This window comes from Acrocarpospora catenulata, from assembly GCF_018476525.1.
Classification (GTDB): Bacteria; Actinomycetota; Actinomycetes; order Streptosporangiales; family Streptosporangiaceae; genus Acrocarpospora; species Acrocarpospora catenulata.
This window is the reverse complement of the sequence record NZ_JAHCST010000021.1, coordinates 1-20,508: the sequence shown is the minus strand read 5'-3', so window position 1 is coordinate 20,508 and position 20,508 is coordinate 1. Positions and strand designations below refer to the sequence as shown.

Genomic DNA, 20,508 nt, shown 5'->3' with positions numbered 1-20,508 from the left:
CGTTTGGCCCTGACGTTCCGCTACAGGGAGGCGACTTTCTCCAGCCCGCGCAACGCCTGCGCCACCACATCAGCTGGTGAGGCGTCCTCCTCGCGAACCGCCCACCAGGCCAGCGCTCGCAGCATCGCCGCCTGGATGGCCGCGCCCGCGGCGACCGGCGTGATAGCGTCCTCCGGCTCGCCAAGCCGCCGCGCCACATACGCCACGAGCTGCTCGCGCCACCGCTCGAACGTCTCCGACCGGCTCGCCTGCAGCTCCGGGACGGTCGCAATCAACCGCAGCCGAATACGCGTCAGCGCAAGGTCCTCGACCTGCTGGTCGAACACCGACATCACCACGGACCTGACCGCCTCGATGACCGACAGACGCTCGTCAGCCGTCTCGAAGGCCGCCCGCAGCGCCTCGAAGGAACTCTCGATGCCACCCCACACGATGTCCGCCTTCGACGGGAAGTAGCGATGCAGGGTGCGCACGCTGACTCCCACCTCACCGGCGATGTCGGCCATCGTGACCTGCTCGTAGCCACGGTCGAGGACGACGCCGATCGCCTGGCGCCGTAGATCGACGATGTCAACGATCGGCGGCCGACCGCGCCTTCCCCTACCAGTGGCCATGCACATCACGGTAACGGTTGTGCCATCCACAATTTATGACATAGCCTGCCATTAATTGTGGACCGGGATCCACGAGGGGGCATGGTGGCCGCCGCGCGGCTTGCGAACACCCGCTCGACGACGGTCCGACAGCCATGTGGAGGAGCCTGATGCCATTTCCCTTCCCTGACGTCTCTTCCAGGCCGCTGCCCGAGTTGATCTCGCTCAAGGGCCGCCGAGCGGTCGTCACCGGCGGCGCCCAGGGCCTCGGCAAGGCGATCGCGCTACGCCTGGCCGAGGCCGGCGCCGACATCCTCATCGCCGACCTGCATGAAGACGCCGCCACCGCGGCTGCTGAGGACTTGCGGGCGCGATACTCCGTCAACGCAGTCGGCGTGCGGGTTGACGTCACCGACTCGGCGTCGGTCGCCGCAGGCGCCGACATCGCGGTCGCACAGCTCGGCGGTGTGGACATCTGGGTGAACAACGCCGGAATCTTCCCCAACGTCTCCCTCCTCGACATGCCGGACGAGGTATGGGAGCAGGTTTTCGCCGTCAACTCCCGCGGTGTCTTCCTGGGCGCCCGTGAGGCCGCCCGTAGGATGTCCGCCACCGGCAAGGGCGGGGTGATCGTCAACATCGTCTCGACCGCGGGGTTCAAGGCCACCGCGCCCGGACTTGCCGCCTATGTCGGCTCCAAGCACGCCGTCCGCGGCCTGACCAAGGAACTCGCCCTCGAACTCGCGCCACTCGGCATCCGCGTGCTCGGCGTTGCACCCACCTACGTGCCCACCGAGGGCAACATCGCCGCCACACAGGCCGCGCTCGAAGCGGCCGCCGCGGCCGGGGTCGATGTCACTCAGCTCGATGTCATGCAGCAGAGCATGATCGGACGCATCGGGACCCCCGACGACATCGCCCGCGTCGCCCTTTTCGCCGCCAGCGACCTGTCCATCATCATGACCGGCAGCACCCTGCTCGCCGACGCCGGCGAAACGATCTGACTCGCGTTCGGCCCTGCAATGTCGCAGCCGGCCGCACCATTGGGGATGGCCCGGCGACCTTCCGCATTCGTTCACACCATCGACGCCAGACGGCGGCAGGCAGAAGACGGCGTTGGCCAGCAGCGCCCCGGCGATATGGGCGCCGGTGTAGGCGGCAGCACTCCCCCTAGGCGAGGCATTCAGAGCCGCGATCACCAACGTGGCCGCGGTGCCCGTGCCACCAGGCGGGCCACGGAGACCACCGAAGCGCGCACCCGAGACCGGTCCGAGTAGGGCGATCAGCCCGGCTTCGCGCAGCACCTTCCGGTGGTGGGAGATGGCCAGCTGCAAGACCTCAACCGGACCGGGTCCGCCAGTGCCTTGAACATCCGTGCCGGTTCGGTCGCGTCCTGTTCGCCCAGCCGGCCAGCCGGATCGTCCGGCTCACCCTCGACGGCATCCTCCACGACACCGAGGCCAGGTCCTCATCCGTCTGAGCGGCCCCGCCGACATCGATCGTCTCCGCTTCCTTCTCCGGCCTGCTGCTACGGGCCAAAGCCGAGCGCACCGGCTCCGAGATCGCCATGAGCGTGGAAACTTTGTCAACAATGCTGATATGACTTTGCTATTGTAGAATCAGTTGAGGTTGCTGAGGTGAGGAGATTCCGTGGAGCGTTCGACCGTGATCGTTACCGGTGGAGCCAGTGGTATTGGCTTGGCCTGCGCGGCTGCCCTGGGGCGAGACGGCCACCGTGTCTTCCTCTTCGACCTCAATGAGGAGGCCCTGCGGACAGCGTCATCCGCTCTCGCCGCCGAGGGTTTCGACGTCGGATACCGCCGCGTCGACGTTACAGAGGCGACCTCGGTGCAGGAGGGGATTGCGGCGGCCAGCGCAACTGGGCTTCTTCGAGGGCTGGTCACCGCCGCAGGGATTTATCAGCGGGGAACGATTCTCGACGTGGAGGAGGCGGCCTGGGACCGCGTGCTCGATGTCAACCTCAGGGGCACTTATCTCGTGAGCCGTGCGGTGGTGGCGGCCATGGCCCATGGCACCGGGGGTACCCTCGTCTTCCTCTCCTCGCAGTCAGGCCGCACCAAGTCGCAGTTTGCGGCGCCGAGCTACTCGGCATCGAAGGCAGGTGTCATCGGGTTGGGCATGACCATGGCGGCGCAGCACGGACGCCAGGGTATTCGCGTCAACTGTGTGGCCCCGGGACTCATCGAGACGCCAATGATCGCCAACTCCTACTCCGAGGATGAACGCGCCAGCATGCGGGCCGCGATCCCATTGGAGCGCTTTGGCACTGCGGAGGAGGTGGCTGCGGTGGTGTCCTTCCTCATCTCGGACGCCGCGAGCTATGTGAGCGGGCAGACCATCAATGTCAATGGTGGCGGCTGGATGGTATGACATGCTGCGCGAGTAGCGCCCGCATCCGGTCGAGTCGGATGGGCGAGGGCTGGATGAACTCCAGCGTATTGCCGTCGGGGTCGTGCAGGTAGCAACCGAGCCCACCCGCGTTCGCGCCCTCAGTGATGGCTGTCGGAGCATTGCGGAACACCGCTCCGCCGGTCATCGCCTTCGCGTACAGGGCCTCGATCTCGGTGACCAGGAAAGCCAGGTGCGCGGTGCCCACCTGGTTCACCGGAACGGGCACGCCATCGACGCCCGCGGTGACGTACTGGATCAGTTCGACGTCGTGGGTCGACAGGCGCGGCAACGGGGACGGCACTCGAAACTGTGCGACCTCCAGCACGGCACCGGGAACGCCCACGAGCACCGGGGTGTAGGCGTTCTCCTGACGCTGCCGGTGCACGAACTCGAGCCCGAGCACGTCGCGGTACCAAGCGATTGCCTTTTCGATGTCGGACACTGTGACACCGTGGTGCAGCAGGCCGATGATCATGTGGTTCTCCATGGGGCAAGTTGGGTGGTGAATTTCAATTCTCGAACTGCGCCTTCAGCCAGGCCCGGTCCTCCAGGAACGCTCGGACCGTGGCCAGGAAAGCCGCGACCTCCTGTGTGCCGACGCCCGAGTCGTAGGTGAGGGTGAGCCATGCGACCGATCGGACGGCGATCACTTCGCCGCCCGCGGCGTCGAGTAGGGCACGCGGCTGGCGTCGGGACGCTCCGACATTCAAGGTCGCGACGTCAGCCGGGCCGCTGAGCCGGCTGTTGCCCAGTAGGCCCAGTGCCCCGCTATGGGTAAAAGCGAAAGAGGGAGCCGCGCTGGGAGCGCCTATGGCCGTCGAACCGGTCTCGCTCGACGCGTCCATGCGGGACCTGATGGTCGCCGCTGTCAGCTGGTCGGCTCCTCGAATGACAATGGGCACGGCAGAAGAAGGGCCGTAGGTGTCCACCAGCAGATCGACGCTCTTGCGGCCCAGGGGCGGGCGGTTCAGGTGTGGGTGGCGTGCCAGCGCGCGGACCACGGCGACGGCATAGACATGCGCGGAGGTGCCATCACACATCATCTCGACCGTGGTCACGTCGACCTCGACCGTCGCCCGGGACAGCCGGCAGGCCCCGTCCGATCGCGCGACTACGGACACCGGGTCAGGCGCGACCGGAACTTCGCTCGCCGAGCGGGATTGGAGGACGATCTCGGGAAGCGGCTCGAGAACCCACGCAGCGGCCGTCATGCGACACTTCCTCTCATGTTCTTGGCCTTCTGGCCGGGCGTCTCGGGGTCGTTGGGGTGCGAGTCGAGCGCGTTGATGTCGATGTGCATGTAGGGACGGAGGGGAAGCGAGTCGAGGACCGCCTGGAGTTCGGCCTCGTCATAGGCCATCCAGAGTCCCCAATTGGCCCACTGCCCGGGGATGCGCCACAGGCGTCGCAGGACACCGCTCTCCGCAAGAGCACGTGCCCGCACGGCTTCCTCCGCGCGCAGGGCGTCGACGGCGGCCGCCTGCAGATCACCGGTGTCGATCTGGATCCTCACCAGGAATTCCACGACCTTTAGTGCGCGATCTGCTTGCGGATGGCGTCCACGAGGTCGTCCACCCCCGGGACTATCGCACGCTGGAGTGCCGGAGCCGAGGGGATTCGCACATCTGGGGTCCCGACACGAGCAACCGGAGCCGTCAGTGTGCTGAAATGCCGCTCCGTGATCCGGGCGGCGACTTCCGCGCCGAAGCCACCTGTGAGAATGGCCTCGTGGGCGACCACCACCTTGCCACCGCAGTGGGCGACGACCTCGGCGATGGCGCGATCATCCAATGGGCGCAGCCAGCGGAGGTCTAGAACGCTCGCCTCGATGCCTGACTCGGTGAGTTGCCGCGCCGCCTCCAGTGCTGGGGCGACCATGGAACCCCACGTGATGATCGCGACGTCGGACCCATCTCGGCGCAGGCGGGCACCCTCGGCTCGCTCGGTCACGCCGGCGAGGCGGACGGTTCCGGTGTCCTGGTACATGGAACGGTGCTCGATGAGGACGACGGGGTCTGGGTCCTCGATAGCGGCCAGCGACATGGCGTAGGCATCCTGCGGCGTAGAGGGCAGTCCTACCTTGATGCCCGGGATGTGCGCCAAGATCGCCTCGATGCTTTGTGAGTGTTGCGCGCATGACCCGGGAGTCACGCCTTGCTGCATGCGTATGACGAGCGGCGCGGCCAATTGCGACCGATTGATGTACCGGATGTTCGCGGCCTGGTTGACGATCTGGTCGAGGGCCACGAAGACGAAGTCCGCCCACATGATCTCCACGACCGGGCGAAGACCTTCCAGTGCCGCTCCCACCGCTGAGCCGAGGATGGCCGCCTCGGCGATCGGGGTGTCGAACACCCGCTCAACGCCGAACTCCTTCTGCAGTCCCCGGGTCACCCCGAAGACGCCGCCGGCGACGCCAACATCTTCACCGTAGACGACGACATCCTGGCGGCGCCGCATCGCATCCTTGAGCGCTTCGTTGACTGCCCGGTTGAACGGCAGTTCCTTTTCGACCACCTTCGTGGCCGCGGCGGGGACCTTGACCGCGGGGGCGTACAGGTGATCGAGCACGTCGTGTGTCTTGGGGGGATCCATCTCGCGCACCGCCTGACCGATGCGCGAGACCTCGGCGTCGACGTCGGCGGAGATGGCAGCTACCTCCTCAGCCGAGAGTCCGTCCGCCATGGCGACCAGCCGTGCGAGGGGGTCGCCTGCCTGGGCCCGCTCGATGTCGTCTTGTGGGCGGTAGTGCTGGATGTCCTTGTTGTAGTGCCCGGAGAGGCGGACTGTCTTGCACTCGATGAGCACAGGCCCTTCGCCTGCTCGGCACACCTCGGCCGCGGCGGAGACAGCCTCCGCGACGGCGACGGGGTCACCGCCGTCGACGACCTGACTGTGGATCCCGAGTCCTTGACCTCGCCGGGCCAGATGCTCTCCGCGAGTCGTCGCGGAGATCGGGGTCATCTCCGACCATCCGTTGTTCTCGCAGAGGATGATGAGCGGCAGCTTCCTCGCGGCGGCGAAAACCATGCCCTCGGTCACGGATCCCTGGTTCATGGCACCGTCACCGATGGATGTCAGCACGACTCTCTTCGTCCCCTGAAGTGTGCCGGCCAACGCGACGCCCGCCGCGATGGGAACGCCCGCTCCGACGATCGAGTTCTCCCCCAGGAAACCTTGGGCGGGGTCGCTGAGCAGCGGCGAACCGGCCCGACCACCGTTAACGCCCGCACCGCGTTGAGCGATCTCCGCCATCAGCGCGGTCGGGTCCACGCCACAAGCCAGAGCCCACCCGTGACCCCGGTACGTGGAGAGGACACGGTCCTGCGCGGTCAGGGCGGCCATGGCGCCCACGGGAATCGCCTCTTGGCCATGGCAGGGGTGGATGGAGCCGGCGATGTGTCCGTCGCGGCCGAGCTCAAGCACCTCCTCCTCGAAACGGCGGATGAAGGCCATGCGCCGGTAGGCCTCGGTTGGCGTCAGCTGGTGGTTGCTCACGAATACTCCGACGGATCGATGTTCTGGACGCTGCGCGGCGGTGCGGCGCTGGCTGAAGTGTTCCACACGATTTGAACTTTGTGAACATAGCTTTCGCATTGTTAGAATCGCCGGGTCAGGGCGGGGTCCCTGACACAATGCACATCGCCATGTGAAAAGAATGAGAGCATCGAGTCATGGATAAGGCCGAGCGACGCATCGCGTCCGTGTCGAAGGCGTTCACTGCGCTGGCTTACATCGCCTCCCAGGACATGCCCGTAGCGGCCAAAGAGCTCAGTCAGTTCATGCGCGCCCCTCTGCCCACCACGTACCACCTGCTCAACACCCTCGTGGCAGAGGGGGCACTAGTGAAGGGCGACGACCGGGGCTACCGGCTTGGTCCCAGGATCGGAGCGCTGGGTGATGCCTACCTAGAGCAGGGCGAGCCGATCGACGACCTGATCGCACCCATGCGTGAGCTGGCTGCCACCACGGGCGAGACCGCCTACCTGTCGACGTGGCGCCGAGGCGAGATCGAGGTGGTGGCTACCGCCGAGGGCAGCCATTCCGTGCGAGTCGCGCAGGTGCCACGAGGTACGCACGCCCACGCTCATGCCCGCGCGTCCGGCAAGCTTCTGCTGGCGTACGCGCGCCCGGGGCTGCGGGATGAATACCTGGCCAAGCACCGGCTTGAACCCCTGACGCCGCACACCATCACCGATCCTGACGAGTTCGCCTTGGAGCTCGACCGGATCCGCACCCGCGGCTACTCCATAGACCTGGAAGAGTTCGCCCTGGACGTGACGTGTGTCGCCGCCCCAATTGTCACCTCCGGCCGCACGGTCGGTGCCTTCACCGTCTCGTGTCCATCGTCGCGTTACCAGCCCACCAGGGAGCACCTGGTCGCGGCCGTGATCAATGCCGCTCGGCGGGCATCCCTCGCCATGTCCGGGGGTGCCGATACGTCGGCGAACCCAGCCGCGGCCGACCAACCAGCCTGAGCCCAGCAGCCGCGGCATGATCACAACGGGGTCATGCCGCGGGGGTGCCGCGCGTCAGAGCGGTGGCTGGTAGTCGAAGGTCGCTGTCAGGCCGCCATCGACCATCAGGTGGGCCCCATTGATACCGAGTGACTCCACTGACAACAGGTAGAGCACCGCGGACGCGACGTCCTCCGGCCGCAGGATGCGACCCGAGGGATGCCGCTGCGTCTTGATCTTGAGAAACGCCTCGGGATCACTCGCTGCCTCGACGTGCTGTCGGAAGAACGGTGTGTCGATTGCTCCGGGGCAGACCGCGTTGGCCCGGATCCCCTGCCCGCCGAAGTCCACGGCGAGTGTGCGGACGAGTTGGAGAAGCGCTCCCTTGGACATGCAGTAGGCCGCCAGGTCCTTCTCCGCGTAGAGGGCGTCCACGCTGGCGACGGCGACGATCCGCCCGCCGCCCGCCGCCAGCATCAGTGGCAGACAGCTGCGCACAGCCCGCACGGCGCCGTACACGTTGACATCGAATACGCCGCGGATCTCTTCCTCATCGAGGTCAAGCAGATTGCCGACCACCAGGCGGGCCGCGTTAATCACCATCATCGACAGCGTCACGTCCTCACGCCGCCTGATCTCATCTGTCACTTGCCGCCACGTCGACTGCTCCGACACAGAGCCGGAGACGCGCACAAGGCCTGGCCGCTCGGCCCCCTCAGCCCAGTTCCTGTCGACGCCGACGACCAGCACGCCGCGCTCCAGCAGCGTGGTGGTCACTGCCGCTCCGACACCCGACGCGGCACCCGTCACGACCGCGGCCTCATTCACTGGTGTGCCACCCTATCGTCGGTAGTCATGTGACTGCTGATGCAGCCGAGGTGCCGCCGGGTCAACAGGCGGCGGCTTGACACAGGGCTACTCATCGGCCACCTTCCAGAGCCGGGCGGATCTCGGACGCGAGCACCGTCATCGTGGTGCTTTCCGGGAAGTCCATGAACCAGCAGATCACCTCACTGATACCCAAGTGCTGGTAGGCACGCAGCTTGTCGATCACCTCGTCCTTGGTGCCGATCACGAACTCGTCCCGCAACCGAGCCTCGTCGACCCCGGCACCAAGCTGGGGGTTGGTTTGCGCCGCGAACTCGAAGAAGTCCGTCATAGCGTCTCCCGGCGGGTGGGCCGCGTGCATCGCGTCCCACCTTTCGAGCCATTGCCGCCACTCGGCTTCACTGTCCACCACCAGGACCTGCGTCTCAAGCGTCTTTTCCAATGTCTGAGGGTCTCGGCCGCGGCTCACGCAGGCGGCGTCGACCTTCGCGATCTTGTCGCGCAGGACGTCGATGCCAGCCGGCATCGAATTCCAGACGTCGGCGTGCCTTGCGACGAGATCCATCGTCGCCTCGTCGAAGGCCTCACCGATCCAGACACGTGGACCGCCTTGGCGGACCGGGACCGGCGTGCTGATGGCCCCACTCAGGGTGTAGTGACGCCCTTGATAGTCGACGGGCTTGCCGGTCCACAGTAGACGAGACAGTTCGACGGCCTCACCGACCTGCGCGGCTCGGACCGAGCGGTCGGGCTCCCAGTCAAACCCGTAGCCGACGTGCTCGCGCTCACGCCAGCCGGGGTCGATGAAGAACTCGAACCGGCCGCCGGAGATGACATCCAACGTCGCCGCCATCTTGGCCGTGAGCGGTGCCCACCGGAAACCGTTTCCCAGGTGGATGTTTCCCAGCCTGATCCGATTGGTGGCGCCCGCCAACACGCACAGCGTCGTCCAGCCCTCAAGGATCGCGCCGTCGCGTCCAAGAAACATGTGGTCGGCGACCCAGATCGAGTCGTAGCCCAGGCTCTCGGCCTCCTGCACAGCGGCAAGGACGGGCTGCCACTCGAGCTGCTGGAAGTTTGGGGTGCGCACGTCCACGACGCCGGGATTGGCGAAAATTGGTACTGCGAAGCCCAGTTTCAGGTTGTTGGAATTGGTCATCTCAGGTGACTCCCGTCATGCAGCGCGAGGCGAAGGTCTCGCGGTCATGCCTCGCTCGGGCGCTCCGGCCGGACTGCGTGTCTCCGGCCCGCTCCTCGGCAATTCTTCTGGAGGTAGCCGCTGCGGGGAACTCCTGCAGCGGAGCGGCAGGAAGTATGCAGGTCACGTCCTGGGCCTTGGATGGCCCGCGTGATGGCGGGAGCGGACGACATTGGTGAGGCTCTCAGGCGTTGGTGGTGCGGATGTCATGCGTTTCGGTGTCTTGCCCGGCATCAGAAGTTGAAGTCGCCGATGTTGTCCTTGGTGAAGAGCGTCGGCTGACCGAGCAGGACCATGCCGTCCTGGCCGACCTCGTACTCGCCGAGCTTGCCGGCCTGGAATTTGTCACCCTGCTTACCGGTGATGGTGCCGTCGATCAGCGCCTTGAGCGCGTGCGCGGCGAGGTAGCCGAGATCGCCGGGGTTCCAGAGGGCGAACTTCGTGACGGTACCGTCCATGACGTAGGGCTTCATCTGGTTGGGCAGTCCCAGACCGGTGAGTGCGATCTTGCCCTTGTGCTCCGACTTCTGGAGGTAGCGGCCGCCTGCCGCGATGGCGACGGTGTCAGGGGCGATGATGCCTTTCAGAGCCGGGTACTTGGTCACCAGACCGGCGATCTTGTCGTAGGCCTGCTGGTCGTCGTCGTTGCCGTAGACGACGTCGACCACCTCGATGCCTGGATGGTTCGCCGCGATGTCTTTCTTCATCAGGTCGATCCACTTGTTCTGGGTCGGTGCATTCGGCGCGCCCGAGATGATGGCCACCTCCCCGGCTCCACCGATCTGCTCGGAGATGATGTCGACCTGCGCCTTGGCGATCCCTTCCGCCGTCGCCGAGTTGATGAACAGGTCACGGCATGTCGGATCGGTGTCGGAGTCGAAGGTGACGACCTTGGTGCCCGTGCGGCGTGCCTGGTTCATCGCGTCGCATGGCGCCTTCGGGTCGACAGCGGCCATGGCGATGCCATCCACACCCTGCTGCATGAGCGTGTTGAGGAACGGCACCTGGCCGGTCGGCGTCGGCTGGCTGGGCGCAACCTCCTGGAATTCTCCTCCGAACTCTTCGACCGCAGCCTTGCCATCTGTGGCCGAAGCGACGAAATAGGGATTGCCGAGATTCTTGGGCACAAATGCGATCGAGTAGTGGCCGGAGCCACGATCATCGGTCGGCGGGCTGTCGGCGGAACAGGCGGTTGCCGCGACGGCGACGGCCACAGCGATCACGACCGTTGTGACCGCCTGACGGCGGGGGATCATCATTCCGATGCGGACCATGCCACTTTCCTTTTCCACTGGATCAATGTTGGGAATCTGGACAGGGCTGACAGAACGGCTTGGGAGTACAGCGCCGTCACGGCTCGGGCGGCCTCAGCCCTGGCTTGCGATAACGGTGGGGGTGACTAACCAGCTCGTCGTTCTCTTGTGAACCTCTGAGCGAAGAAGGGGATCGCCATAGTGACGGCGATGGAGAGGACGAGAATCGCGCCGGTGATGATGTCGATCGCGTTGGCCGGCACCTTGGCCAGGCGTAGCGCACTGGCCAGAACCGCGATGAGCAGTGCGCCAAGCACGGATCCTGCCACCGAGCCGCGCCCTCCGAAGATGGATGTTCCTCCCAGGACGACAGCGGCGATGACGCCGAGCTCCAGCCCGACACCGTTGCTGCCGATCGCGTTGCCGAACCGGAGGGTGTAGAAGACGCCCGCCAATGCCGCACACAGCCCGGAAAGGGCGAACACCACGAGTTTCGTGCGCTTGACGAGCACTCCCGAAAAGATCGCCGCCTCGTCGCTCAGGCCTACCGCGTACACTCCCCGGCCGAAGGGCGTCAGATGAAGTAGCACGCCTATGGCAATCGCCAGCACGGCGATGGGTACTACGATGACCGGCACCGCGCTGTCACCGATCGTGCTCTGAGCCGAACTCGTCCACCCCGGTGGAAATTCCGTCACCGCTTTCGTGCCCAGCAGACCTACCGCCAGGCCACGGAAGAGCGCCAGGGTTCCAATCGTCACAGCGAGTGAGGGCAATCCGAGCACGGTGACCAGGAACCCGTTGACGAGTCCGGCCACGACACCGACCAGGCCCGCGGTGAGCACTGCCAGAGCGATCGGCACACCGGCTTTGACCATCACACCGAGCACGACACTCGCGAGCCCGAACACGCTGGCGACCGACAGGTCGATCTCGCCGGAGATAATCACCAGCGTCATGGGCAACACCATCAAGAGGATGGGAGCCACGTCCAGTAGCAGGAACGTCAGCGTGATAGGTCGGCCGAAGCCGGCGATGCCCGCGTTGGCATACATCCACACCACGACCAGGACCACCAGGACCACGGCTTCATGCCGCACCAGCAACCGATGCCAGAGGCCACGCGCGTGCACAGTGTACGCGCGAGTCACGCCAGGCTCATTCGTCACCGGGGTGTCAAGCATTGGTCGTCTCCCTCGCCTCAAGGAGCTGGTGTGAGGTTCGGATGAACAGCAGGCGGTCGGTCACGATCGCAAAGAGGATGAGAACGCCGATGACGGCCTGCTGCCAGAAATCGGGGATGCCCAGTACCGGCAGGGCCCGATTGATGGTGATGAGCAGGACCGCGCCCAAGGCCGCACCCCCCACGGAACCGCTTCCGCCCGCGATCGCGATACCGCCGATGACGACGGCGGCGATTGCCTGCAACTCCCAGCCGGTCCCTACCTGCGAGTCCGCCGTGGCGTAACGCGAGAGGTACAGCACCCCTGAGAAGCCCGCCAGGGCCCCGGACGTGGCCAGCGCGATGATGACTCGTCGGCCAGTCGGCAGGCCGTACAACCGAGCCGCGTCCGGATCGGAGCCAATCGCATAGAACGTGCGCCCACCCCGCGTGCACTTCATGTACCAGACGGCGGCCGCCGCCACGAACACCGCGATGATGGTGACAGTGGGCACGGTGAGGATTGAGCTCGTGCCCAGGTCGAGGAACGAGCTGGGCAGATCGCCTGGCATGATCCGGATGCCACCGGCCCACAACACGTCGATCCCGCGGAAGATGTAGAGGGTCCCCAGGGTCACCACCAGCGCCGGGACGCGAAGCAGGGTGACCAGCAGACCGTTGAAGAGTCCCATGAGCGCACCGAGCAGCGTTCCCAGGAGGAACACCACGACGACCGGAACTCCTGGGTAGTCCGTCAGGACGCGGCCGGCGAAGTAGGCCGTGAACCCGAGCACCGCGCCAACGGAGATGTCCACGTTCCTGGTGATGATCACAATGGCTTCGCCGACGGCCAGGATCATCAGGATGGACGGGGCGAGCGTCAGGTCCCGCCAGCCGCTGGAGCTGAAGAGGAAGTCCGGGCTCGTCACGGTGGCCGCGACCACGACCAGTGCGACGACGAGGAGGATCGACGCCTCACGCGCCCGGTAGAGCCGACTCACCAGGCGCACGGCATCGTTGGAACCCGGGGGCACCACGGCGGACTGTGTCATGCCGATTTCTCCACGCTGTGCGTCGCGGCGTACATCACCGTCTCCGGATTGGCATCGGCTCTTGACAGCTCAGCCGTCATGTGGCCTTCCTTCATGACGAGCACGCGGTCGGCCATCCCGATAACCTCAGGGAGTTCGGACGAAATCATGAGGATCGCCACGCCATGACCGGCGAGCTCCGACATCAGCCGGTGCACCTCGGACTTGGTGCCGACATCGATCCCTCGGGTCGGCTCGTCGATGATGAGGACTCGAGGCTCGGTAGCCAGCCACTTACCGAGCACGACTTTCTGCTGATTTCCACCGCTCAGGGTGGCCACCGGGCTGTCCAGCGACGAGGTTTTGACTTGGAGCCGGTGGGCCCAGCTCATCGCAAGCCGGGTTTCCTTCAGCGCGGGCAGTATGCCAAGGACGGAGAGCCGGTCGCGGACGGCAAGTGACATGTTCGACCGCACCGAGAAGTCCATCACCAAACCTTGCTTGCGCCGGTCCTCCGGCACGAGGGCGATGCCAGCAGCTATCGCAGCCGCAGGGTTTTTCATGGGCAGAGTGTGACCGTCGACGGTCACCGTTCCTCGGTCGTAACCATCGACACCGAATACGGCCCGGACGATCTCCGTGCGCCCGGAGCCGACGAGCCCGGCAAGGCACACGATCTCTCCGCTGCGAACGACGAAGTTGATGTCGTGGAACTTGCCCGATGACGTCAGGCCCTCGACGCGCAGTCGGACATCACCGACCGGTGCGGCCTCCTTGGGGAAGAGGTCGGTCACACTACGACCGACCATCCGGCGCACTACCTCGTCGACCGTCACATCCCCGATCGCGTGCGCTGAGACGTACTCCCCATCGCGCATCACAGTGAGGGTGTCGCACAAGGAGTAGATCTCCTCGAAGCGGTGACTGATGAAGATGATGGCACGCCCCTCGTCTCGCAGCGCTCGCGTGATAGTGAATAGCCGATCAACCTCGACGCCACTGAGAGCAGCGGTCGGCTCGTCCATCACAAGGACCTTGGCATCCAGCGAAATTGCCTTGGCGATCTCAATAACCTGCTGGTCCGCGATCGACAGCCCTCGCGCAACCCGATCGGGGTTGAGCCTCACGCCCAGGCGCTCCAGCAGATCGGCAGCCTCCGAGCGCATCCGCCGCCGGTCAATACGGCCGAGGCCCAGGACCGGCTGACGCCCCATGAAGATGTTCTCGGTGACCGACAGGTCGGGGAAGAGAGTCGGCTCCTGGTAGATGACCGCTACCCCGGCCGCTTTGGCTTCGGCGGTGTTGCGGAAGTCCACCGGCCGACCACTCAGCAGAAACTCACCGCCGTCGCGGTGGTGCACCCCGGCGATGACCTTGACGAGCGTCGACTTGCCGGCACCGTTCTCACCGACGAGCGCGTGAATGCTGCCGCCGTAGGAGTCAAGACAACCCTTGCGGAGCGCTATCGCGGCTCCGAACGACTTGGCGACGTTGCGCACGCTCAGGACGGGAATCGGTGCAACGGCTTCAGCCACGAGGGACTCCAGGGCTCCGCAGGGCCGCGCACGCCAGGACGGCATGCTGCGCTTGCATGGCCAGATGCAACATCTTCGCCACGTCCGAGCTCCTCGACTACTCGCGCGATTCTTACCATGTGGAATCAATTCCAGATGGCGAGTATCCGAACACAACCCTGCTGTGTACGTCAAGGCCGCACAATGGACTCGGACCTGGCCTATCCCCGAAGGCGTCACCTCCGCCGAGCGTGGCCTGCCGCCTCACCGAGAGGGCAGGCGCGACGGCTGGCGGCGGCATCGACCATGTGGCGGCGCCTCGGCGAGCAGCGCGCCGAACGCGTCGGCGTCACCACGCCCCAATCCCCCGAGAACACGGCAACGACCTCCCGCCCCCTGGCGCCTCCCCTCTCCCTCCTCGATCACCAGCCGGTCCCTGACGTCGAGCAGGAGCCTGCGCGTTCCGAAGGTTCCGCACCCGTGCAACGAGACCAGAGTTTTAACAATGTGGAATGATGTCCACATTGTGCTTGACATATGAGAGCCGGTGTTACACATTCGTTTCGGCAAGGTGCGGATGGTGCAGGCCCGCGCTGTGAGGGCCTCCAGCGGGCAGTGCCGTCCTGAATCCCGGACCTCACGTCGGCAGGTGGCTCTTGCGCCGCTGCGGTCAATTTCGCTGGCCGGACGAGCCGCAGAGGTGGAAGGCGTCCTGCGTGACGAGCCCGTCGGGATCACAGAAGCGGCTGGCATCGGCGGCCGCGCTACTACCTGCACCACGCAGACGGCAACGTTCTGGAGTTCCGACAACCCCTGACCCCGGGCGTCTACGACCGGCAAGAGACATCTTGCACACTACGGAAGGAATGTCACGTCACCATGCAGTCCAGCCCAAGCGTCCAGGAATCAGACCGATCCTGGTTCGACAACGCCAAGTTCGGCATCTTCGTGCACTGGACGGCCGCGGCGATTCCAGCCTATGCGCCGCTGACGAAGATCGATCTCGGCGAGAGTGACATGACTGCAGAGTCATTCATGCACAACCTGCCATACGCCGAGCTCTATCAGAACACCATGCACATCGACGGAAGCCCTACCGCCAGATACCACGCGGAAAAATTCGGCACGAAGCCATTCGACGACTTCGTGCACGAGTTTCGGGAAAGGATCTGGCACTGGGACCCACACACCTGGGCTCAGCTCTTCGCAGCGAGCGGCGCCAAGTATGTCGTACTCGTCGCCAAGCACCTTGACGGCTTCCTCCTCTGGCCGAGTGACACACCGAACCCACACAAGAGCTCCTGGCAATCGGAACGCGACGTCGTCGGAGAACTGGCCGAGGCGGTGCGCGCCACGGGCCTCAAGTTCGGGATCTACTATTCGGGAGGCGTCGACTTCACGTGGAGCCGTCTTCCGCTGGCCACAACCGCCGACATAGCCACAGCCACACCGGACAGCGCCGAGTATGCCGAGTACGTCGACGCGCACTGGCGGGAACTGGTTACGCGCTACCGTCCATCCATCCTATGGAATGACATGGGCTACCCCGCGAAGGCAGACGCGGATTCCTTGGTGGCCTGGTACCGGCAGCAAGTGCCGGACGGCGTAGTGAATGACCGGTTCGCACCACTGGGCAGCAAGGACAGCACTGTCAAAAACTTCGTCACCCTCGAGTACCAGAGAAACTACGAGAGGGACGCGCCGGCGGACGCCAAGTGGGAATCCTGCCGAGGGATCGGCACATCGTTCGGATACAACAGGATGGAAACCGACGAGACCTACTCACGCTCGAAAGATCTCGTGGTCGAATTGACAGAAATCGTCGCCCGTGGCGGAAATCTTTTGCTCAATATCGGTCCCACAGCGACCGGAGCGGTTCCCTGGGCGCAAGCGCAACGTCTGTTGGATATCGGATGGTGGCTGCGGGAAGCCGGAGAGGCGGTCTACGGAAGTCGCCCCTGGACGACTGCGACCGGTGCCACAGCAGATGGGGCCTCGGTCTTTTACACGCAGTCCGAAACTGCCCTCTACGCACTGGTCGCCGGCGTGCCTGACTCGTCGACCGTCACACTGGGCTTGGACCTCGACCCCGATGTCAACGTCAACCTCCTGGGCGATCCAGTCAGTCTGTCCTGGCAGACGTCGAACGACGGCGTGGAAATACAGCTACCTGGGAAACTCGACGCCGAGCGACCGGTGGTCGTGCTTCGGCTCGCACCAAGCTCAGGCGTCCGCGCCCGACCCACCGAGGGTGCTCCGTCCCGCTCCTAGCAGCTGACGTCAGATCGACATCCACCTGCCCCGAGACTGGCCACGCATTGCTCGAGTCGCACCGCATCTCGCGGTACATGGAGGTGCGGTCAGGGCCCGAGCAGTCACTATCTCGAGGCAACGGAAAGGCCACCTAAACCATGAGTAGTGCCGAAGATGTCACGCGTGCCTATTGGCAGGCAGAGGAGTCGCGTGACCTAGACCGGATCATGACCTTTTTCACCTCCGACGCCACCTGGGAGGGCCCAACGGCGTCTCTAACGGGACGCAGGGAGATTCGAACCTTCTACGCGGACAGCATTCGTCGCTTTCCCGGTCTTCGCGTGCAAGTGGAGCGCGTCTCCGGGACGGACCAGATCGCGATCATGGAGTGGACCGCTGTTTTCACTGACCACACGGCCCACGAGCACGTACAGAAGGGGGTCAACATCGTCGAGATCGAGGGCGACAGTATCAAGTCCCTGACGACCTACAACGATCCATCGGCCCTCGAGCCGCTGCCCGACGACGCACCTACGATCGCGGCACCGGCCCGCTTCGCGACCAGACGTGTGCTCGTCACAGGGGCGGGCAGCGGCATTGGCGCCGCCACCGTACAGCAGTTCCTAAGCGAAGGCGCACACGTGACCGGCGTCGACGTCAACGCCGAAGGCCTGAACAACCTAGCGTCCAAGCTCGGTCCATTGGCGGTGCACTTCACCCCGGTCGTCGCCGACATCACTGACCCCGCCGCTCGATCGTCCTTCATCGAAATGGCAACTGGACGGGACGGATCGCTGGACGTGCTCGTCAACAATGCCGCCGTTTTCAGGCTTGCCGGAGTGACAGCGACCGACGTTGACTGGCGGCAGACCCTTGAGGTCAACCTCGTCGCTGCGGCTCAGCTCGTCGCAACGGCATCCGATGCACTGGGGCGAGCGAACGGAAGCTCGGTCATCAATCTCGCAAGTGTGTCTGGTCACGTCTCACAGGCCCACCGGTGGACCTACAACGCCAGCAAAGGCGCCATTCTCTCGCTCACACGATGCCAGGCCCTCGATCTAGCCCCCCGTGGAGTCAGGGTGAACAGCGTAAGCCCGGGGTATATCTGGACGGAGGTGCTCGACCGGACCGCCAAAGGCGACCGGGACACCTGGGAACCAATCTGGGGCCAGTACTGCCCCATGCGACGCTGCGGAGAACCGTCGGAGGTCGCCTCGGCCATCGCCTTCCTGGCCTCTGACGCAGCATCGTTCATCACCGGCGCGGACATCCTCGTCGACGGCGGCCTGGTCTCCATGAGTCCAGACGGCCTGAGCACCTATGAGTTCAGCTCGTGACCAAAGATGACCAACCGGACGCAAGGGACCACGCGTTGAGCGAGGCATCCTCGGCACTTCCGCCGATCGTCGATACCCACTTGCATTTCTTGGATCTCAATCACTTCGACTACCCGTGGTTGTCCGGGCCGGGCGAAGAACATCTCCGGCACGACTACCTGCCCGCGGATTGGGTGCAAGACGCAGGTTCCCTGGACATCATCGCGACCGTTCACATCCAGGCCGAGGTCGACCACGACACTGACCCGGTCGCTGAAACGTCGTGGCTCGAAACCATCGCCTCCTCCCACAACGGCATACGTCTCCCCAGCGTCTGTATCGGCTACGCGGACCTTCGCGCACATGACCTCTCGGACGTCCTCGACCGCCATCAAGAACATGCGAGCTTCCGAGGTATCCGCCAAGAAGCCTGGTACACCCCCGGCTCCCAGCGCGCGGACATGCCGACCACCGACCTGTTGGCCGACCCGCGCTGGATCGGCGGCCTACGACAGCTGTCGGCCCGCGGGCTCATCTTCGAGTTGCTCGTGTGGCCCCATCAGCTTGAGCGCGCAACAGAGATTCTCCGCGGCCTCCCAGAGTTCCCGGTGGTGATCGAGCACCTCGGAGTCCCCAACAGCAACCCCGCCGACCGAACGCTCTGGCGCAAGAACCTGACCGAGATCGCTCGTACCCTCCCCCGCGCCACATTGAAGATCTCCGGCATGCAACTATGCTCTGAGCTCTGGACCATGGGCGCGATCACCGACGTCATCCACGAGGCCATCGATGCTTTCAGTGCCGAGCGGTGCATGTTCGGAAGCAACTTCCCTGTCGACCGTCCGCTCATCTCATACGAAGCGCTATGGAGGACATTCGGCGAGATCACACGCCACCTGTCCCAACACGAGCGACTGGCGATCTTCGCGCAGAACGCGATCGCGACGTATCAGATCCGTTGACAGACTCAAACTCTGGACTTCTTCACCGTGTGGGAGCCGATCCACATAGAATCCCACGTGGGGTTATAAGCGCATCAGCGGCGAGCTGTGCGGCTGCCGATAATTCCATCCGTCCAGGTCACAGCCTTGCAGGGCCTCTCTTGTAGGCAGACTCCAACTCCTGAAGAGGAACAGTGCGGCAGGATGACCGGTCGTGCTCCTTCGCCTGGCCTATCTGGCTGTCACGAACGCTTTCGCCGCACTGCGGTTGCTGCCAATGGGCGACCGGGATAAGGACATCGAGATCCTCGCCCTGCGTCACCAGATCGCCGTCCTCGAACGGCAACTCGCCGCCGTCACCCGGGTGAGGTTCGCGCCCGAGGATCGAGCCTTCCTGGCCGCCCTGTGGGGTGCGGAAACTCAGCCGTAGTGGTTGACCTGTAGGTTCGTGGCTCGAGCATGATGAGATCTCGGGCATCCTGCTGACGGTGTCGTGCTCCTCCCTCTACCTCATCCTCGGGCGTGCCTTTCAGCTCCTGGTCCTGCTGGGCCGCGGTGATCGGGCCAAGACGGCCGAGATCGTGGTGCTTCGCCATCAGGTCGCCGTATTGCGCCGTCAGGTGAACCGGCCCGGTCTCCAGCCGGTGGATCGGGTCGTACTGGCGGCGCTGTCGCGGCTGCTTCCCCGCTCATCGTGGGAGGTCTTCCTCGTCACCCCCACGACGTTGCTGCGCTGGCACCGCGCCCTGGTCACGCGCCGGTGGACCTACCCGTCCAAACGCCCGGGTCGTCCCTCTACCCGCGCGGAGGTCCGGGAGGCGGTGTTGCGCCTGGCCCGGGAGAACTCCACGTGGGGCTATCAGCGCATAAGCGGCGAACTGGCCGGCGCCGGCCTTCGGGTACCGCCCAGCACCGTACGCGACATCCTCAAAAGAGCCGGGCTCGGTCCGGCTCCGCGTCGCACCGGCCCGAGCTGGAGTCGGTTCCTCAAAACGCAGGCCGAGGGCATCTGGGCGTGCGACCTGTTCCACGTCGACACCGTCTTCCTCAAGCGGCTCTACGTTCTGTTCTTCATCGAGCACGCCACCCGCGTAGTCCACATCGCGGGCGTTACGGCGCATCCGGCCGGAACCTGGGTCGCTCAACAGGCCCGCAATCTGGTCATGACCCTGGGGGGTCGGGCCGAGGGCATCAGATTCCTGATTCGCGACCGCGACGCGAAATTCACAGCCTGTAGGGTGCGGAAACTCAGCCACCCAAGCTGACCTGGGGGTTCGTGGCTCGAGCATGATGAGGTCTCGGGCATCCTGCTGACGGTGGCGTGCTCCTCCCTCTACCTCATCCTCGGGCGTGTCTTTCAGTTCCTGGTCCTGCTGGGTCGCGGTGATCGGTCCAAGGCGGTCGAGATCGTGATGCTTCGCCATCAGAGTGCGTTGCGCGAGCATATGCCTGTGATGTCGCTATGTGATCGCATGGATTTGTAGCGTTACCGCCGGCCGGTGGGGTCTGCTGTGCTGGGATGGCCGGGTGACCGAGCGTAAGCCGTACCC

The 20,508-nt window shown here is 65.0% G+C and carries 19 protein-coding genes; 8 read left to right on the top strand and 11 right to left on the bottom strand.

Features of this window, described 5'->3' with window-relative positions; all coding sequences use genetic code 11:
* Window positions 1-20: 20 nt before the first annotated feature.
* Window positions 21-614: an acyl-CoA-like ligand-binding transcription factor gene (locus KIP79_RS22220; protein ID WP_214106821.1), complete on the bottom strand. Its 594-nt coding sequence runs from the start codon at window positions 612-614 to the stop codon at window positions 21-23.
* Window positions 615-763: 149 nt separating this feature from the next.
* Here KIP79_RS22220 and KIP79_RS22215 point away from each other — a divergent pair, with 149 nt between their 5' ends.
* Window positions 764-1,597: an SDR family NAD(P)-dependent oxidoreductase gene (locus tag KIP79_RS22215; protein ID WP_214106820.1), complete on the top strand. Its 834-nt coding sequence runs from the start codon at window positions 764-766 to the stop codon at window positions 1,595-1,597.
* 646 nt (window positions 1,598-2,243) lie between these two features.
* Window positions 2,244-2,984 (top strand): SDR family NAD(P)-dependent oxidoreductase, encoded by a 741-nt coding sequence (locus tag KIP79_RS22210; RefSeq protein ID WP_214106819.1) that lies wholly within the window; start codon window positions 2,244-2,246, stop codon window positions 2,982-2,984.
* On the opposite strand, the gene KIP79_RS22205 is transcribed toward KIP79_RS22210, so the two are convergent.
* The 4 genes from KIP79_RS22205 to KIP79_RS22190 are packed head-to-tail and all read right to left on the bottom strand — an operon-like array spanning window position 2,959 to window position 6,503.
* Complete coding sequence (locus KIP79_RS22205) at window positions 2,959-3,480, bottom strand: VOC family protein (protein WP_214106818.1); 522 nt, start codon at window positions 3,478-3,480, stop codon at window positions 2,959-2,961. The genes KIP79_RS22210 and KIP79_RS22205 overlap by 26 nt on opposite strands.
* Window positions 3,481-3,514: 34 nt before the next feature.
* On the bottom strand, window positions 3,515-4,216 hold the full coding sequence (locus KIP79_RS22200) for a hypothetical protein (protein ID WP_214106817.1): 702 nt from the start codon (window positions 4,214-4,216) through the stop codon (window positions 3,515-3,517).
* On the bottom strand, window positions 4,213-4,518 hold the full coding sequence (locus KIP79_RS22195) for a muconolactone Delta-isomerase family protein (protein ID WP_214106816.1): 306 nt from the start codon (window positions 4,516-4,518) through the stop codon (window positions 4,213-4,215). The genes KIP79_RS22200 and KIP79_RS22195 overlap by 4 nt, the downstream gene beginning before the upstream one ends.
* A gap of 17 nt (window positions 4,519-4,535) precedes the next feature.
* Window positions 4,536-6,503 carry an alpha-ketoacid dehydrogenase subunit alpha/beta gene (locus KIP79_RS22190; RefSeq protein ID WP_214106815.1) on the bottom strand — a complete coding sequence of 656 codons (1,968 nt, stop codon included), beginning with the start codon at window positions 6,501-6,503 and terminating at the stop codon, window positions 4,536-4,538.
* Between the two features lie 176 nt (window positions 6,504-6,679).
* Between KIP79_RS22190 and KIP79_RS22185 the strand changes: the two genes are divergently transcribed.
* Window positions 6,680-7,483 carry an IclR family transcriptional regulator gene (locus tag KIP79_RS22185; RefSeq protein ID WP_214106814.1) on the top strand — a complete coding sequence of 268 codons (804 nt, stop codon included), beginning with the start codon at window positions 6,680-6,682 and terminating at the stop codon, window positions 7,481-7,483.
* A 54-nt stretch (window positions 7,484-7,537) separates the two neighbouring features.
* Here KIP79_RS22185 and KIP79_RS22180 read toward each other — a convergent pair whose 3' ends face one another.
* The 6 genes from KIP79_RS22180 to KIP79_RS22155 form a co-directional block, all read right to left on the bottom strand.
* Window positions 7,538-8,272 carry an SDR family NAD(P)-dependent oxidoreductase gene (locus tag KIP79_RS22180; RefSeq protein ID WP_308169841.1) on the bottom strand — a complete coding sequence of 245 codons (735 nt, stop codon included), beginning with the start codon at window positions 8,270-8,272 and terminating at the stop codon, window positions 7,538-7,540.
* Window positions 8,273-8,381: 109 nt separating this feature from the next.
* A complete protein-coding gene (locus KIP79_RS22175) occupies window positions 8,382-9,449 on the bottom strand; it encodes an LLM class flavin-dependent oxidoreductase (RefSeq protein WP_214106812.1) in 1,068 nt (355 codons plus the stop codon).
* 272 nt (window positions 9,450-9,721) lie between these two features.
* Entirely contained in the window at window positions 9,722-10,762 is a 1,041-nt protein-coding gene (locus KIP79_RS22170; RefSeq protein ID WP_214106811.1) for a rhamnose ABC transporter substrate-binding protein, read from the bottom strand.
* Window positions 10,763-10,887: 125 nt separating this feature from the next.
* On the bottom strand, window positions 10,888-11,925 hold the full coding sequence (locus KIP79_RS22165) for an ABC transporter permease (protein WP_214106810.1): 1,038 nt from the start codon (window positions 11,923-11,925) through the stop codon (window positions 10,888-10,890).
* Window positions 11,918-12,955, bottom strand: a complete 1,038-nt coding sequence (locus KIP79_RS22160; RefSeq protein WP_214106809.1) for an ABC transporter permease — start codon at window positions 12,953-12,955, stop codon at window positions 11,918-11,920. Before KIP79_RS22160 ends, KIP79_RS22165 begins: the two co-directional genes overlap by 8 nt.
* Window positions 12,952-14,469: a sugar ABC transporter ATP-binding protein gene (locus tag KIP79_RS22155; RefSeq protein ID WP_308169836.1), complete on the bottom strand. Its 1,518-nt coding sequence runs from the start codon at window positions 14,467-14,469 to the stop codon at window positions 12,952-12,954. The genes KIP79_RS22160 and KIP79_RS22155 overlap by 4 nt, the downstream gene beginning before the upstream one ends.
* Before the next feature lie 858 nt (window positions 14,470-15,327).
* Between KIP79_RS22155 and KIP79_RS22150 the strand changes: the two genes are divergently transcribed.
* The 5 genes from KIP79_RS22150 to KIP79_RS22130 all read left to right on the top strand — a co-directional run bounded on the left by KIP79_RS22150 (window position 15,328) and on the right by KIP79_RS22130 (window position 20,223).
* Entirely contained in the window at window positions 15,328-16,719 is a 1,392-nt protein-coding gene (locus KIP79_RS22150; protein WP_214106807.1) for an alpha-L-fucosidase, read from the top strand.
* Window positions 16,720-16,859: 140 nt separating this feature from the next.
* Window positions 16,860-18,038, top strand: a complete 1,179-nt coding sequence (locus tag KIP79_RS22145) for an SDR family oxidoreductase (protein WP_214106806.1) — start codon at window positions 16,860-16,862, stop codon at window positions 18,036-18,038.
* The gene (locus tag KIP79_RS22140; RefSeq protein WP_214106805.1) at window positions 18,035-18,979 is read left to right on the top strand and encodes an amidohydrolase family protein; all 945 of its coding nucleotides are present in this window, start codon (window positions 18,035-18,037) and stop codon (window positions 18,977-18,979) included. The genes KIP79_RS22145 and KIP79_RS22140 overlap by 4 nt, the downstream gene beginning before the upstream one ends.
* A gap of 193 nt (window positions 18,980-19,172) precedes the next feature.
* Window positions 19,173-19,388, top strand: a complete 216-nt coding sequence (locus tag KIP79_RS22135; protein WP_214106804.1) for a hypothetical protein — start codon at window positions 19,173-19,175, stop codon at window positions 19,386-19,388.
* Window positions 19,389-19,446: 58 nt separating this feature from the next.
* Entirely contained in the window at window positions 19,447-20,223 is a 777-nt protein-coding gene (locus tag KIP79_RS22130; RefSeq protein ID WP_214106803.1) for a hypothetical protein, read from the top strand.
* The last annotated feature ends 285 nt before the right edge of the window (window positions 20,224-20,508 follow it).

Coding starts and splice junctions, on each gene's coding strand:
- KIP79_RS22175 (WP_214106812.1), bottom strand. CDS start 9,449: ATGACCAATTCCAACAACCTGAAACTGGGCTTCGCAGTACCAATTTTC.
- KIP79_RS22205 (WP_214106818.1), bottom strand. CDS start 3,480: ATGATCATCGGCCTGCTGCACCACGGTGTCACAGTGTCCGACATCGAA.
- KIP79_RS22165 (WP_214106810.1), bottom strand. CDS start 11,925: ATGCTTGACACCCCGGTGACGAATGAGCCTGGCGTGACTCGCGCGTAC.
- KIP79_RS22160 (WP_214106809.1), bottom strand. CDS start 12,955: ATGACACAGTCCGCCGTGGTGCCCCCGGGTTCCAACGATGCCGTGCGC.
- KIP79_RS22220 (WP_214106821.1), bottom strand. CDS start 614: ATGGCCACTGGTAGGGGAAGGCGCGGTCGGCCGCCGATCGTTGACATC.
- KIP79_RS22150 (WP_214106807.1), top strand. CDS start 15,328: ATGCAGTCCAGCCCAAGCGTCCAGGAATCAGACCGATCCTGGTTCGAC.
- KIP79_RS22200 (WP_214106817.1), bottom strand. CDS start 4,216: ATGACGGCCGCTGCGTGGGTTCTCGAGCCGCTTCCCGAGATCGTCCTC.
- KIP79_RS22215 (WP_214106820.1), top strand. CDS start 764: ATGCCATTTCCCTTCCCTGACGTCTCTTCCAGGCCGCTGCCCGAGTTG.
- KIP79_RS22185 (WP_214106814.1), top strand. CDS start 6,680: ATGGATAAGGCCGAGCGACGCATCGCGTCCGTGTCGAAGGCGTTCACT.
- KIP79_RS22170 (WP_214106811.1), bottom strand. CDS start 10,762: ATGGTCCGCATCGGAATGATGATCCCCCGCCGTCAGGCGGTCACAACG.
- KIP79_RS22145 (WP_214106806.1), top strand. CDS start 16,860: ATGAGTAGTGCCGAAGATGTCACGCGTGCCTATTGGCAGGCAGAGGAG.